This is a genomic window from Flavobacterium sp. 1355 (assembly GCF_017833415.1).
Taxonomy (GTDB): Bacteria; Bacteroidota; Bacteroidia; order Flavobacteriales; family Flavobacteriaceae; genus Flavobacterium.
Genome location: NZ_JAFICC010000005.1, coordinates 49,517 through 65,629, shown reverse-complemented (window position 1 = coordinate 65,629; position 16,113 = coordinate 49,517). Strand labels below are relative to the sequence as shown.

Below are 16,113 nucleotides of genomic sequence, written 5' to 3'. Positions count from 1 at the left end.
ACCGCCTCAATTAGTTTTCGGAAATTGTTATAGATCATTAATCTGTTGGCAGTAGCATTTTGTATTGTAATATAGTTTGTACATATTTTTTAATGAATATCATTTCATTAAAAATAAAAAGCCTTAAGTTATTTATTTATTAGTCACTTTGCGGTGGTAAAAAAATATAATCACCGCAAAAATGCGGTTTAAATTTAAAACTCACCCCACATTTTGTAAATGCGGTAAATAAACAATCCCCAGCACGACATACAAACAAAATTCATAAAGCCAATGAAAGACATGCTCTTTCAGTAGTAAGCCCCTTTTCAAATCCTCCATAAAACTCATAGCAATTTGTCCCGTTGGGGTCACTACAGCCAAATAGCGCCAATTGAATACAATGGACGCCATTTTTATATAAAAAACTATTGATCATTAAAATAGGTCATTTTTTTGTTTTCGTTTCCATAAATTGCCCCTTATATGCATTCTTCAACCTTTTTAATTATTTTGGAATGTATTTGCCACTAAGGGCGAGTTTAACACTCCCAATTGCAACACCTAAAACAAAGATATTTGTAAAGCAAAAAATAAATAACGCAAGCCCGGTAACAACTGAATCATTTGCTTTTAAAGCAAATAGGGATAGAGTAGCGATACCAAAAGTATATGCCCAATAACCCGGAGCAAATGACTGTTCTTAAAGCCATTTTAAAGCAAAAGTTATCGAAACAAAAATAAACAAGGCATATCCCATTAATGCATAAGTGACAGGTATGCTTGATGTTGTACCGGCCACAACCTGATAAGCGACAAATAAAATAACCGCTGGCGCCATGTAAATTCCCATAAAATTTCTTGTCTTCACACCAAGTCCCCCCACAGTTAATTGCTGTGTAATTACAGAATCCATAATCAACCAGAAAACAGTGCCAATACCCAAAAGCATAAAGCCATAATTACTATAACCTAATAACCCGGCAGCAAGAGCATTTACCAATATGCTTGCTGTAAAAGTTAAAAATAAGGATGGTGTCGTTTGTTCGCTTTGACGTTCCTCATTAAAATCAAACTACTGAGGTTCGAATGGCAAAGCCTTCAGATGGTGGGTTCAAAGATTTTCTATCAGCCGATTTAATCTGTATTATAATTTATAAAATTGCTTTTTTTAGTATCGATAATCGGAAAAAATCCGATTATCTATCTTTAATAACACATTTTTTTTTGCTGAAATATTTGCTTTAAATCGGAAAATTTCCGATTTTAGCACAATAATTTAACAACAATGGACTTTAAAGACTTTGCCAGAAAATTTAATAAAGCACCTCTAAACAGACAGGTTATGCTCGATGTGCTGAAAGAGTACAAAAGACCAAACGACAAAATCAGCGAACTGATAAAAAGCGGTGAATTAATCCCTTTAAAAAAGGGACTGTATATAACCCGGTCAAATGCTGAAATCTCAGGCCCCGAACCATTTCTAATAGCAAACCATTTATGGGGACCAAGTTACGTATCACTGGAATCAGCATTATCATACTGGGGGCTGATTCCCGAAAGGGTTTATGAAACAAGTTCAGTCACAATTAAGGTATCAAAGAAATATAAAACTCCTGTGGGCAGATATAGTTACCGCACAATGCCATGGCCCTACTACAGCTATGGGATTAAAAGCATAGAGCTGTCCGACCGACAGACTGTTCTTATCGCATCCCCCGAGAAGGCATTATGCGATAAAATAATCACTACTGCACGGCTGGCTTTAAGGGGAACTGCCCAGACATTAGTTTTTTTAACCGACGATCTTCGCATTGAACCCGAAAGCCTTAAAAAACTCAATCTTAAAGACATACGCTCTTGGGCTAAAGATGCTCCAAAAAGACAAAGCTTATTAATGCTTATTAAAACACTTGAAAAATTATGATAAAAGAATGGATTGCCGAATATGATCCTAAAAACACTGATGATGTATTATCAGCTTTACGCGAAATCATGCAGGAAGTTGCCCTCGCGGGCTTATCTAGAACTGATTTTTTCCAAAAAGCCGCCTTTTACGGAGGAACAGCTCTGCGAATATTTTACGGCCTGGACCGCTTCTCAGAAGACCTTGATTTTTCTCTTCTGAAAGAAGATCATGATTTTTCGCTCGAACCTTATTTCGAATCTATTGTAGATGAATTTAAGGCTGTCGGAATGCAGGTAAGCATACGCGAAAAGGAAAAGACCAAGAAAACCAATATTGACTCTGCATTTCTTAAATCCAAGACCGAGTGGAAAGAACTGGTGCTTGAAAATATCGTAAAACAGGAAGGAATAAAAACAACCAACAGAACCATAAAAATCAAAATTGAAGTCGACCGCCGTCCGCCGCTGGGATTTGAAACAGAAAACAAACTTCTGAGCCGACCATTCTCTTTTTACGTGAACTGCTTTGGCAGGCCGAGTTTATTTGCAGGCAAAATGCATGCACTCTTATTCCGTAAATGGGGAAATAGGGTAAAAGGGCGTGACTGGTATGATTTTGAATGGTACATAAAGAACGGCATTCCTCTGGATCTGCATCATTTCACTTTGCGCGCAAAAGATACCGGAGACTGGACAGAGGAAGAACTTACAAAGCAAGATGTTCTTAATCTGCTACGTGAAAAATTTAAAGCAGCATCTTTTGACAACATTAAAGAAGACGTTACCCCATTTATCAAAAACGAGAGTGTTCTGAACATCTGGTCAGAGCAGTACTTCAATGATCTTTTGGAAAAACTGAAGTTTAAATAGAAATAAAAATACAACAAACTAACCCAACCACTAAATATGGAACCAATAATTGCAACTGCTCTGATACTGCTGGGAAAACATTTAACCTCATGAAAAATTTTTCCTGGCCTGTTTCAGCTATGGATTTTATTTTTTTCCATTATAACGCAATGAATGACATTTAATTAAAGTATTTTCCATTATAAGAGACAAAACACAAAATAATATCCACTATAAACTTTCATTTTAAATATTTTATATTATAAATATATAAACTATGCGCTACTAAATTAGTATCAGGTAAAACATTATTTAAAATTATTTTCCGCTACAAAAAAATATTTAAAGTTAAATTATATGCTATTATATACCCAATTATTTTCAAGCTGTTGCAGTAAAATATAGCTTCCAATTCCTTTGCTTCACCCTATAATTGCATTTATTCATCTTTAAATCTTTAATTAATGGCTTTACTTATAAGCTGAGTTCATTCCCATTTAAATACTTAAAATTGTTTAATTATTTATAAAAAATATTAAACAAAAAATATTTTTTTTTAATTAACTTAGTCTTAAAAACTGAATGTTTATGAAAAAAGAAAAACCTAATTTCTCTAATGCAGAACTAGATCGCATTATTGAAATGGCATGGGAAGACAGAACAACTTTTGACGCCATCAAGTTTCAGTTTAATTTATCGGAAGCTGAAGTAAAGGTTCTAATGAAAAAGGAATTAAAATTCAGCAGTTATAAATTATGGCGAAAACGGGTTGAGAACTGCAGGACAAAACATTCTGCAACACGCATTCAGGGCATCAACCGCTTTAGATGCAGCCTTCAGCGTACCATCACCAATAATAGAATCTCAAAAAGATAATACTATTAAAGTATTGAAATTATACAACTCTTTCACACATTATTATAACCGAATACAACAAATCATAAATTAGCTTCGCTTAATAAATAAACTGCCATGTACTATGATTTAAAGCTTTTAAAAGATATAGTAGACAACACCCCATTACCTATTGCAGTATATACAGGACCAGACCTGAAAGTTGAGCTTGCCAACCCTGCAATGATCCGGACCTGGGGTAAAGGAGAACATGTAATAGGAAGAAATTATCTCGATATTGTACCAGAAATTCATAACCAGCAGATCTTTGACCAGGCACTTACGGTACTTAAAACCGGAATTGCTTTTCACGCCACGGATAAAAAAGTTGATCTTGTGATCAATGGGGAGATTAAATCGCATTATTTTAATTATAGCTTTATACCCCTTGCAGATACACAAGGCCATATTTACGGTGTAATGAATACCGGAGCAGATGTAACAGCTCTGCATCAGGCCAAGCAAGAGGTCCAAAATTCAGATGAGAGGCTTAGGATGGCTATTGAATCATCGGGTATGGGCACATACGAAATAGACCTTGCCACAAAAAAGATTACGGCCTGCGGAAATTTTAATGCTATCTGTTCCATTGAAGGTAAAATTACTAATGAACAGCTTATTTCAAAACTTCATCCCGATGATCAGGCTTTGCGAGAAAAAGCACATCAGGCAGCGGAAGTAACAGGTAAAATTTCTTATGAGGCCAGAATTGTAAACGATGACAGTGCTATCCGCTGGGTAAAAATTGACGGGAAAATCATCAAAGACGAAAATGGAAATCCGATCACTATTATTGGAATAATACAGGATATCCATGAACAAAAACAATTTGAAGAAGAATTAAAAAAACAGGTTGCAGAAAATACAGTGGAATTGCAAAGATCCAATGATGATCTATTGCATTTTGCCAATGTGGTAAGTCATGACCTAAAAGAGCCCGTGCGAAAAATAAAAACCTTCAACAGCCTTTTAAGACATGAATCCAAAACCACCTTTGATGAAAATTCCATAAAATATCTTAATAAAGTAGATCAGTCAGCCCAAAGAATGCAGACCATTATAGAAGGTATTCTTGCTTACTCGACCTTGGATAAAAAAACGCAGCCTGTTGAAAAAATAAATCTGGATGAAGTAGTGGAACATATAAAAACAGATCTGGAACTCATCATAAATGAGAAGGGTGCCATTCTGATCATAAGTGAACTTCCCGATATCGAAGGGGCCCCAATACTTATCCATCAGCTTTTTTATAACCTGATTCATAACGCCCTTAAATTTTCAAAAGCTGACCAGCCGCCACGCGTAATAATCACCTCTGCTATTATAAATGATGCGAATGGCATGGAACTACTGGAAATTAAAATAAAGGACTATGGCATTGGACTGGATCCTATCTATGCCGAAAAGATATTTAATGCATTTGAACGACTGCACTCTAAGGACGAGTTCGAGGGAAACGGTCTTGGCCTTTCACTTTGCAGAAAAATAGTAAAAAGACATCATGGTACTATCACTGCCACTGGAGAGCATAATAATGGTGCTGAATTTATAGTAATCCTTCCGCTTAAGCAGCCAGCTTCTTATCTGTAAAGGGCACGATCACCGGCAAATAAATATTCACCTTCATACTTCAGGGAAAATAATTAGCCCAGCGCATTTCAGCGTTTATATATTTTTAAAAAGATTTAAGTATGTGAACATTATGGTCCACTCAGGGTATTAAGGAGGGTTAAAGTGTATCGATTACCGATTAGCTTTCGTCCTGTACAAGCTCTTGAATGCGTTTGTTTGGCCCGGCGGCATAATCCTTCCGAAGATGGCGCAGTCACTGTCATATTACAAAGCCCAGCCCCCTTACCCTGGGCTCCAAATAGTATTTTTCCTGATCTGTCACCAGAGCAGCAATGCAATGGCTGCCGAAACTCCTGATTGAGGCTTATGCCCGGCTTTTTTTACAGGCTTCCTTATATAACATGATGTTGCCTGGTATATTTTCTATTTCTTAGTAAAGCCTTTTCTTGTCATTTCCCCCCACCCTCTGGTACCCATAATTTTTTCCCTATAGCCCACTAAAGCGGCGTAAACTGTTAAAGGATGAAAATATAAAGGTTCTATAAAAGCTGCGAGCAAAAGTTTAAAAAAATCGGTTTGCTTTGGATATTTATGATAAGTACGTTCTTCGCTGTAAAGCGCAATAACGGAAAACATTACAGCAAATAAATAGACAAACAAGGCCAACAGCAAGAAAAAATGCCAGTTTAACAATCCCAAAACAATAAATACGATTGTTATTAGTACACCGATAAACTCTATTCCAGGCGCTAGAAATTCAAACAGGGCCCAATAAGGCACACTAATCATACCCAGCAATTTGTATTTGGGATTCAAAAACATCTTCTTATGTAAAGCAAGTGTTTCAATTGTTCCCCTCATCCAGCGACTACGCTGCTTTTTGAATATTTTAAAATCTTCAGGGGCCTCGGTCCAACAAAGCGGGTCTGGAATATAACTAACCCCATACGGTATTTTATTATCTAGCATATAACGCCGCATTCTTACTACCAACTCCATATCTTCACCTACTGTTCTGGTGTTATAACCACCGGCCAACAAAGCGATTTCTTTATCAAATGCGCCAAACGCACCACTAATGAGTAACAACCCGTCGAGCCTGCTCCATGCCATTCTGCCCAAAAGAAATGCTCTTAAATACTCTAAAACCTGTATTCTGGGGAGCATACCATCAGGTACATTTACCTCTACCAGACGGCCATTTTTTATAATGCACTGGTTTGCTATCCTGACCACACCACCGGTAGCTATAATTCTTTTTCCAAAAGATTCCAGAAAGGGTTTTGCCAGTTTAAGCAGCGAATCTTTATCAAGTATACAATCAACATCAATACAAACCACATAAGGGTTTTGGGCAATATTAAGCCCTACATTTAAAGCGTCGGCCTTTCCTCCGTTTTCCTTATCAACTACCAGCAGCTTTTTGAAAGCAGCATTTCTGGAGACATAAATACCTTTGATTTTTTTTGTTGCAATTTTGTGATGAATTTCCAGTTCTGTCCCTACAAGGTCATAGGTTTTTATAAGGATTTCCATAGAATTGTCCTTGCTTCCGTCATTGACTATGATTACCTGATAATTGTTATAGTTGAGGGAAAGCAGTGATTTGACATTTTCTTCAATGGTAAAACCTTCATTATAGGCGGGAGCGATCAGGGAAAGACTTGGTGCAAACTCACTTGTCAGCAACACATTATAATCAACAAAACTGTTCTTTTTTAGATATTCCCTGAGTTCCCTGGTCGACAAATGAGCCAGTACCAGATAGGATACCATTATCAGTACTGCATAGCCAATTATAAGGAACAGATATCCCTCAGAAAACAAAGATAGTTCAGTAGTAAAAAAAGTCATTTGCTATACTGTTACTGTTAATAACTGAATTACGTTTTGGGCCTCGTATTTTATTAATGTATTTGGCGCATTGCCCGCTAACTTTGTTAGGTATGGAATTTTTTGTGTTAGTTTTAGTTCTTTAATGAGTTTTAACCCAAGGGAAATGACGGTTGTGTTTTGAGATTCCAGCAATAATTCGACACCCTGGCTATCACCAATATCATGCTTTTTAAAGGCATCAATTATATTTATCTGTGTCCAGTCATCAATAGGATAAGGATGCGAGATGAGATAAATGAGGCTTTTTATGCCAACAAGCTTAATAGAAGCGTTAATGGCTGTAATTTTTAAAACTTTATTACGGGCCTTCGATGCCTGTATTATTTTCTCAAAAGCTTCAACACAGTTTATTTCGGCAAGCTCTGTAATCCCCTTGCACTTTATTTCCCAATTCCTGCTTTTTAGTTTTTTAAAGGAGTCTTGTATTAAGCCTGAATCATTGTAAAATTGCGCTAGCTTTTCTGCATAGATACCTTCGTAATTTTTATGAAGATTCATAATGGCCTCGGTCATCACTGCTCTGAAAAAAGCATTTTTAAAAAGCCTTCTAAAATTTTCATCACCTATTAGTTCAGAAAAAAGAATGTCCTGAAAAACTACAGCAGACAGTAATTTTTCAATAGTCGTATTGTATTCTGTCAGGATTCTGTCCCTTTTTATATTGCTGCTTCTGCTTTTGATAATTAATAGGTAAAGAACCACTGCTGTTAGCAAAAACAGCAATATGGACAGAATTAAAAAAGGTTCTACCCATGAACCACTTTTATAAATTTCCCATACTTTCATCATTTCAGAAGCGTTTAGTAAAGATTACCTGAAAATTAAACCTATTTCTGAATGTATCAGGCAAGTACTCTTCGTATTCATAAAGAAAAACGGGTCTGACAAAAAATGCGGCACCAAAACGATGTTGATATTGTAAACCAGCTCTGTATGAGCTTAAAGGCTGAGTTAAACTAGTATAGAGATAGAGATATGGGACATTTCCATATTGCAGCTCCAGCCTTAAGATGCTTTCTTTTTCATCATTTGCTTTCTGGAAGCTCAATACATGGGAAAATAATGCGTTCCCAGTATCATAATAAGGCCTGTATGCTACCGTATAAGCACCGTTATGATAGCCCAGCTGGCCGGTTAGCAAAGTCACATCCTCTGTTGCAAAATGCATAAACCGAATCCCCAGGGAGTAATCAAACATTTTATGCTGAACAAAATAATATTCGGCACCGGCCTTCACCACAGGAAATACAGTTTCTCCTGTTGAAACACCTCCATTTACATACAAATAGTTTTTTTTCGAAAAGGTTTGGTAATAATCTGCCTCAAATAACATTTGAGTATCGCCATTTACATGCCCAGCATTGGCACGACCGACCAGTGCTGACTTTGCAAACTTATGAGAGTATTCGACATATCCGTAATGCAATGGAGATTGTCCGGGATCAGATGTTGAGATATTTAGATAGGAAGCAGCTACTGCATTTTTTGCTTTTCTACCAATAAGTATGCGCACTGCTCTAAACGCCTGGGTACTGTTATCTGTAATCGAAAATTTTTCTATAATAGCCAATGCTTCTTCGTCGCGATCCAATTTTTCAAGAACCGTTACCTTAATCCTGATAACATCAACAGAATTGGGTGCTATCGCCAAGTATTTATCGCAATACTTAATACATTTCTCGAATTGTTCTGACCAGAAGCAGGTATTAATAATGGCTAATAAAGCATCCGGATTTGGGTTGATCCGGTCAGCCATAGGGGATAGTATCTTTATCGAGGTATTGTAATCTTTTTTCCAGCTGTAAATACGTCCTGCATAAATTCTTACTTCTTCGTTTTCAGGAAATTTTAAACTCAAAGGTTCAATCAACGACAATGCCGTATCGAAATTGCCTTTCTCAACTTCACCTTTTGCGCGAGCCATAATGGCATCCATGTTAATGTCCTGTGCCAGTATAACAGGCGAAATAAACAACAGGAAAATTATATAATACAGAAACTTCATTAAGCGCGTGTTTTTAGTAATTTATTAATTCTCACTAAAAGCACTGCAGGACTGACAGGTTTGGCAATAAATTCGTTTGCACCGATATCAAATGAGTCCAGTTCGGTTTGTTCTATACCTGAAGAAGTAAATATAATTATCGGAATATCAGATTTCAAACTTTCTCTCACATACTGAGTAATTTCCATTCCGCTTATGCCTGGCATGTTAATATCGGTCAGAATCAAGTCATAATTATTTATTTCAATTGCGTCTAACGCTTCTTTTCCATCAGAAAACTGATCAACTGTAAATCCTTTTGACTCCAGATAAAAGGATAATGATTTACGCAGAATATCATTATCTTCAGATAAAATAATTCTCATATACTATTGATTTTACGGCAAACTATCTTATGAATGCCGGATATAACGTAAAGCTAGCGTATATTTCTCTTTTATCATAACTCATTTATAATTTTAACTACTTCGCTAATTCCACAATTCAGGATATTCATTTGATCTGCAGCTTGGCTTGTAAACGCTCCCAGTATTGCTTCTTCTTCGATAATAGCCAGGCAATTACTAAGATCCGTTAGCATAAACATGTCTAGACTAGACTTCATATTATGCGCCATTTTTCTCACTCTCTCAGCATCGTTATCCTTAAATGCTGCTTCCAGCTGCGTAACTTCAGCAGGAATTTTTTCTATAAAAAGCAAGATCATCTCTTTTTTGAATTCCGGATTACCGCATGCCATTTCATCTACATAAGAAAAGTCTATTCTTCTCTTTTTTACAGTGTTAAGATCCTTGTTCATTACCGTTCTAATAGCTTCCAAGAGCGCGGCCTGCTTAAATGGTTTTGGTACATAAGCATCCATACCTGCATCATAACAACGCTCCTGTTCGCCCACAAGAGAATGCGCGGTCATTGCAATAATAGGAATCGGTAATTGCAATTCATTCCTGATAAATTCAGTAGTCTGATAACCATCCTTAACTGGCATTTGGAGATCCATTAATACAAGATCATATTCATTTTTTGACAAAAGATCTATTCCTTCCTGACCATTTTCTGCAATGTCTAATTGAAAACCAAAATTTTGTATAACGCTTTTTACCAATTTCTGATTTAGAATATTGTCTTCACAGACCAGTATTTTAAGCTTGCCTAGCTTATCTTCTAAAAATGGCTGAGTTATAGTTTCCGTATGCTCTGCCTTTTTATAATTGAGAATAAAGAAAAATTCTGATCCTCTGTTTGGTTTACTTTTTACCTGAATTTCAGCGCCGTGTAATTCAACTAATTGCTTCACAATATTAAGCCCAAGTCCCGTGCCTCCAAATCTTCTGGTGGTACTTTCTTCCGCTTGTTTGAATCGTTCAAAAATAGTCGAAAGTTTATCTTGCGGTATACCGATGCCTGTGTCTTTAACTGAAAATTTAAGCGAATAATCATTTTGAGTTTCAGCAAGTAATTTTACTGAAACCGTTACCTCACCTTCTTCTGTAAATTTAAGCGCATTGCCGGTAAGGTTAACCAATATTTGATTTAGTCTTCCCTGATCACCAACTACAATTTCAGGCATACTCGCATCCAAAAAAAGATTGAATTCAATTCCGTGATGTACCTTTATTTTTAATAAATCATAAATATGTTTGAGTGCCTTTTTTAAATTGAACGGCTGTGCTTCTATGATCAAATTACCGGATTCGATTTTTGAAAGATCTAAAATATCATTAATTATCAAAAGGAGATTTTCTCCCGCAATCTGTACACTGTCAATGTAGTCCTTCTGAACATCATTTAGCTTTGTTTGCGCCAGAAGATCTGTAAAACCTATTATAGCGTTTAACGGTGTTCTTATTTCATGACTCATATTGGCCAAAAAACTGTCTTTTGCTAATACGGCACGTTCGGCGATTTTTTTCTGCGTGGCCAGCTGCGAATTTTTTGTCCCTAATTCCAGTTGATTTATGACGTGTTTTGCTATTATTGAAAGTGCATTACGCTGGTTTTCGTTTAATTCTTTACTAACATGGTCTACGGCACAAATGGTTCCTATATTAAAACCGTCGGGTGTTGTTAGTGGAACTCCGGCGTAGAATCTTACCTTGAAGCCACCAACAACATTGGGATCATTCTTAAAACGTTCGTTTACATGAGTATCGGGTATTTCAACCATTTTCGAATCCATAATGGTATACCTGCAAAAGGTAATTTCCCTGGGCACCTCAGATACTCCTATCCCTATTTCTGATTTAAACCACTGACGGGTTTCATCTATGAAGGAAATATGAGCGATGGGCACACCACATATGTACGAAACAAGTTTTGTTGCGTCATCAAAAGCATGTTCCGGTAAGGTGTCCAAAATATTATAGCGCTTTAACGCTGCCAGGCGTCCCAGTTCGTTGTGTGGTATAGGTTCTTCGGTGTTATTCATTGCATTTATAAGTAAAGTATAAATGTAAATAATTATTTCTGCTTTTTTTTATTGAGTTTGAAAATATGTAGATTTTTACCCGCTGATTATTTTTGCGGGTTTGAGCTATCCAATTGGCAAGCATAAATACCTTCTCCCCTATTGGTATTTACTGAATTTCTTATTGGAGCGGCCGTTTCCATTTCAATAACCACTTATAGCACCCATAAAACTTTGTATAATTTCACCTTGTATCTCCACGATATCCTATTGTTAATTTCCTAATGTATTAAGTAGTCCTCGTCCATGCCTGTACAGAAAAGTATCTTTATTCAAAGTCATTGGGTAGCTTACTTTTCAAATAATCCCTGAATATCAATTCAATAATTTCTGTAAATTAAGAAAAAACTTAAAATAAAACAAAACATTACACTATCATAATGTAAATTTTATCCTATATTTAGCAAATTATTTCATCTTTATACAAACCTTATGCTATGAAAAATTTTCTTTTTTTATTTGCAGTGTTACTCTGTCTGGGTTCCTGTGATAAAGATGATAAAGTACAAACACCCCTGGAGCAATTACCGGCCTTGACAGCAACAGGTGCTAATACTGCAGGATGCCTGGTCAATGGTGAGGCATTTTTACCCAAAGGAACTGTCGTCAACAGATTGTTTTGCCAGTACACTGATCAAAAGCATTTTAGTATTGCAATTAGTCAAAAAATTAATGACCAAATCCGAACCGTTAACGTTGCCAGTTTAGATCAAATACTGGAAGTAAATTCAGTGTATGAGCTCAAGGAGTATGGAGATGCTTCCCAATATGGAGAATACATTGTGATCGATCCGGATTTTAGCCATGTAGATTACAGCACCAATTCAACAGTAACCGGAGAGCTTAAAATCACGAACCATAATGCTCAAAAAGGTACTATAAGCGGCACGTTCTGGTTTGATGCTGTAAATAATTACGGAGATAAAGTCCAGGTTCGTGATGGGCGTTTTGATATGAAATACTAAACAATCAGTCTATGAAAAAAATTCTACCTATTTTAACTGCTCTCTTATTTTATTGTGCTGCCACCGCACAGGATGAAGTTAATACTTCATTTGCCGACCAGATGAATACTGTATTTGGTTCGTTGGATCTTTCTAAGGTGCCACACGGCATTTTGCTTGATTATGGCATGGAATTCACAAATGTTCCTGCCTATAACGGTACCATAACCGATAGTACCTATTCCGACAAAACAACATTACAACAGATTTACAATACTTTAATATCCAGCAGGGTCCAGGCAAGTACCACTGTCTGGCTGACACCTGCTCAGTATGCTGATCAATGGAATACTCAGAAGGCTTCGGGAGTAGTTACCATTAGTGGTCTTTTCTTTAAGTACGCACAGTTTTCGGCCACTGCTGTTACGGCAGGCAAACTGACGGTGACCAATAATAAATTTTATGATAAAACGACCAACGGCGTCTGGCAGAATCCCTATCAGGAATTCAAAACATTTGCTATGGCTCCGGCTTTGAGGCAGTCTGATCAAAAGGTGCTGCAGGTCAGAATTCCGTCTGGCATATTCCTGTCAAACAGTGCGAGTTCCGTTGCAAGTATCCAGATTGATTTCAATAATGGATCGGGGTGGGTAACTATTCCGTTTAATCAGAATGTAAGTGTTTCTTATACCACTGAAGGGACTAAGACATGGAAATATAAATTAAACCTGACTGATGGCACATCGCTGTACAATCAGTCCTTAATAAAAATAGGAAGAGATCAAAGCTTTGGTGAGGTTATCTGGCCTCCACCTAAGCCGGTTTGTGAACTGTGCAGGGTAGTTCCTTCGGAATCGCCTATCAGCATCACCGCCACAATTCCTTATTTAGGAAAGTCCGGATCAGCAAAGATTACAATTGATTATGCCGGTGATCCCTCACAGGGAATAAAAAGACCGCTTATTATTGCCGAAGGTTTTGACCTGGGCGTTATATTAGAGCCTGAAAAACAATACGGAAATTACAGTTACGGCGATTTTATGACCTCTGTTTTAGCATCAAACAGCACAGAATTACGACGATTGATCTACAATGGTAACAAACAATACGATATCATTTACGTGGACTGGGACAACGGGGTGGATTATCTGCAGAGAAATGCCTATGCATTGGAGCAGGTAATCAATTATGTGAATACTGTAAAGACTTCCAATGCTAAGAATGTGGTATTAGGCCAAAGTATGGGAGGTGTAATAGCCCGGTATGCTCTTGCCGATATGGAACAAAGAGGTATAGATCATCAGACAAGCCTGTTCATATCACATGATGCGCCGCAGCAGGGTGCCAACATTCCGGTATCGCTGCAATTTATGTTCCGACATATTACCAAACAGTTTGTACAGGTGGGGAACACAACATGGGGCAATGTAGTGACCATTCCTCTTGCCGATAATAAGTACAATGTTACAAATTCGCTGTCTATACTCGATGCGCCGGCTTCAAAACAATTAATTGCGAATTTCGTAAATTCCGGTTATGGAATTGACAATACAGCCCATATTGATTTTTACAATGAATTAAAAGCGAAAGGTCTGGCCAATAGCGGAGGTTACCCTATGCAATGCCGTAATATTGCCATCAGTAACGGCAGCGAATGCGGCACACCTCAAAATTTTAATCCCGGTGATGATCTGGTGAACGTTAATTATAATAAAAGCCTGAATTTCTTAGAAGATTTGGCGAGCTTGATTGTAAATCCGCTCGGAGGGTCCCTGGCAGGAGAATTTGTAAACCGAAACTTTTACGGTGTGGCGATTTTAGGCCTGCATCCCGGCCACTCGACATACAACGTTAACTTTCAGGCAAAATCGCTGTATGCTTCCGGTGGAAATCAGATTTACAAAGGGCGAATTTCATATACAAAAAAAATTTTCTGGCTTATCAAAATTACAATTGACCTGACGAACGTTGGAAAAAACCAACCTTCCAATATGTTGCCCTTTGATACATTTGGAGGCGGTTATTATAATGCCGAAGATCTCATAGCCCCTTCCACTACGCCGGGCCTTACTGTTATGATAAAGGATCATTTCAACTTTATTCCAACGGTCAGCGCTCTGGATATCGGAAAAAGAAATGTAACATTAGCAGCTGCAGATTATGTCAGCTCTTATATAGGTGCAGTACCGCCTGTCGCACCTAAAAACAGTCCCTTTACAAACTTTACTGCAGATATTAATGAGTCAGACCGCACTGCACATAACAAAGCTCATATTTCATTTGATAAAAGAAATGGAGACTGGCTCTCATCAGAGCTTGATGCACTGATCAATACGTCCCTGATACCACTTCGGTCAAATTGTTCTTTTATATGCGCTGATGCGCAGATTACCGGAGAGAATTCGTTTTGCAGTACGGCGGTTTACAGCGTTCCTCATTCAGCCCAAAGCTACAACTGGTCTGTAACTCAGGGTGCTTCTCTGGTGGCCCTTACCGGAAATGGAACAAACACAGTAACACTTCGGTTATTGGCCCCGAAAGCCAGCCAACAGATTGTACTGAGCCTTACTGTCGCAAGTCCAAACTGCGGTTCCAGGACTTTAACCAAAACAATCACCGTGGGGAATATTCCTCCTACATCCTCTATTGAAGGTCCGTATGAAATCTGCGAAAACCAGACTATCACCTATACCGTACCGGGAACCTGCCCTGATGTGCCTGCCATTGAGTGGTCCGTTACCCCCAACTTAACCATATTGTCAGTCTCAGGATACTCGGTAACCGTGAGGGAAAATACCGGAACAGCGGGAAGCGCAAAACTCACCGCCACTTTTCCCAGCGATGGCTCCACAATGACAAGAAACATTGAGATTGGGGACGATAAGCCTTTTATTGCAAATAAAACTGTTTTCCAGTATCCTACAGATGTGTATAATAATTTTCAACATAATGGTAAACTGATTTTCAATATGGAGGTATTTCCAAAAAACCCAGACAGTGAGTATACTTTTACAAACTTTAAAGTCAATGGTATTCCCGTAACAATCAGTACCCAGAGAAGAACCAGCTCTACCTATACCTTTTGGGTGCCGATGTATTTGGCAGATGAAGTAAACTGCCCCATGCTGGAATATACATTAACCTGTACCTCGCGATGCAATGTAAGCCGCTCCGTTCAGAGCAAAGTTCCAATTAGCTGCGCCGGTTTTTTCGATCCCGGTCCACTTGAGCCATTAGATCCTTTTGAACCCCTGCAGAACAGAACTTCAAATGAAAAGCTTAGTTACAAAATATATCCTAACCCCAGCAGTCAGACACTCAATATCAGTCTTGCGGATGAAAGTTACAGACCAGTTGCCAGCAGCACTATCAGCGCCGAATTGTATACCATCACAGGAGACCTGAAATCCACAGTAACAATTAAAAACCATACTGCTCAGCTTGATATTTCCATTTTACCCCTTGGCGTGTATGTCCTTCGAATAAATATTGACGGCCGTATTGAGAGCCATCAGGTACTTATACAATAAAATCCTAATTACAGTATTCCTAAAATGGTTTTGAGTATCTCAAAACCATTTTTTTTAATGCTGCGTTAG

Annotated in this window: 12 protein-coding genes; 6 read left to right on the top strand and 6 right to left on the bottom strand. The window is 37.7% G+C overall.

Features of this window, described 5'->3' with window-relative positions:
* Positions 1 to 682 precede the first annotated feature (682 nt).
* Positions 683 to 982, bottom strand: coding sequence for a hypothetical protein (locus tag JOD96_RS07560; protein ID WP_209563674.1), 300 nt, complete (start codon positions 980 to 982; stop codon positions 683 to 685).
* Between the two features lie 285 nt (positions 983 to 1,267).
* Between JOD96_RS07560 and JOD96_RS07555 the strand changes: the two genes are divergently transcribed.
* From JOD96_RS07555 to JOD96_RS07540, 4 genes are all read left to right on the top strand, one after another.
* A complete protein-coding gene (locus tag JOD96_RS07555) occupies positions 1,268 to 1,906 on the top strand; it encodes a hypothetical protein (protein ID WP_209563673.1) in 639 nt (212 codons plus the stop codon).
* A complete protein-coding gene (locus JOD96_RS07550) occupies positions 1,903 to 2,757 on the top strand; it encodes a nucleotidyl transferase AbiEii/AbiGii toxin family protein (RefSeq protein WP_209563672.1) in 855 nt (284 codons plus the stop codon). The genes JOD96_RS07555 and JOD96_RS07550 overlap by 4 nt, the downstream gene beginning before the upstream one ends.
* 567 nt (positions 2,758 to 3,324) lie before the next feature.
* Positions 3,325 to 3,612 carry a TIGR03643 family protein gene (locus JOD96_RS07545; protein WP_209563671.1) on the top strand — a complete coding sequence of 96 codons (288 nt, stop codon included), beginning with the start codon at positions 3,325 to 3,327 and terminating at the stop codon, positions 3,610 to 3,612.
* Positions 3,613 to 3,708: 96 nt separating this feature from the next.
* Positions 3,709 to 5,220, top strand: coding sequence for an ATP-binding protein (locus JOD96_RS07540; protein ID WP_209563670.1), 1,512 nt, complete (start codon positions 3,709 to 3,711; stop codon positions 5,218 to 5,220).
* A 405-nt stretch (positions 5,221 to 5,625) separates the two neighbouring features.
* On the opposite strand, the gene JOD96_RS07535 is transcribed toward JOD96_RS07540, so the two are convergent.
* From JOD96_RS07535 to JOD96_RS07515, 5 genes are all read right to left on the bottom strand, one after another.
* Positions 5,626 to 7,056 carry a glycosyltransferase family 2 protein gene (locus tag JOD96_RS07535; protein ID WP_209563669.1) on the bottom strand — a complete coding sequence of 477 codons (1,431 nt, stop codon included), beginning with the start codon at positions 7,054 to 7,056 and terminating at the stop codon, positions 5,626 to 5,628.
* A 3-nt stretch (positions 7,057 to 7,059) separates the two neighbouring features.
* A complete protein-coding gene (locus tag JOD96_RS07530; RefSeq protein WP_209563668.1) occupies positions 7,060 to 7,887 on the bottom strand; it encodes a hypothetical protein in 828 nt (275 codons plus the stop codon).
* A gap of 1 nt (position 7,888) precedes the next feature.
* Positions 7,889 to 9,103 (bottom strand): YaiO family outer membrane beta-barrel protein, encoded by a 1,215-nt coding sequence (locus JOD96_RS07525; protein WP_209563667.1) that lies wholly within the window; start codon positions 9,101 to 9,103, stop codon positions 7,889 to 7,891.
* Entirely contained in the window at positions 9,103 to 9,468 is a 366-nt protein-coding gene (locus JOD96_RS07520; protein WP_209563666.1) for a response regulator transcription factor, read from the bottom strand. The genes JOD96_RS07525 and JOD96_RS07520 overlap by 1 nt, the downstream gene beginning before the upstream one ends.
* Positions 9,469 to 9,542: 74 nt before the next feature.
* Positions 9,543 to 11,531: an ATP-binding protein gene (locus tag JOD96_RS07515; protein ID WP_209563665.1), complete on the bottom strand. Its 1,989-nt coding sequence runs from the start codon at positions 11,529 to 11,531 to the stop codon at positions 9,543 to 9,545.
* 476 nt (positions 11,532 to 12,007) lie between these two features.
* Between JOD96_RS07515 and JOD96_RS07510 the strand changes: the two genes are divergently transcribed.
* Entirely contained in the window at positions 12,008 to 12,535 is a 528-nt protein-coding gene (locus JOD96_RS07510) for a DUF6252 family protein (protein WP_209563664.1), read from the top strand.
* 11 nt (positions 12,536 to 12,546) lie between these two features.
* Positions 12,547 to 16,044, top strand: a complete 3,498-nt coding sequence (locus tag JOD96_RS07505; RefSeq protein ID WP_209563663.1) for a T9SS type A sorting domain-containing protein — start codon at positions 12,547 to 12,549, stop codon at positions 16,042 to 16,044.
* Positions 16,045 to 16,113: the final 69 nt, after the last annotated feature.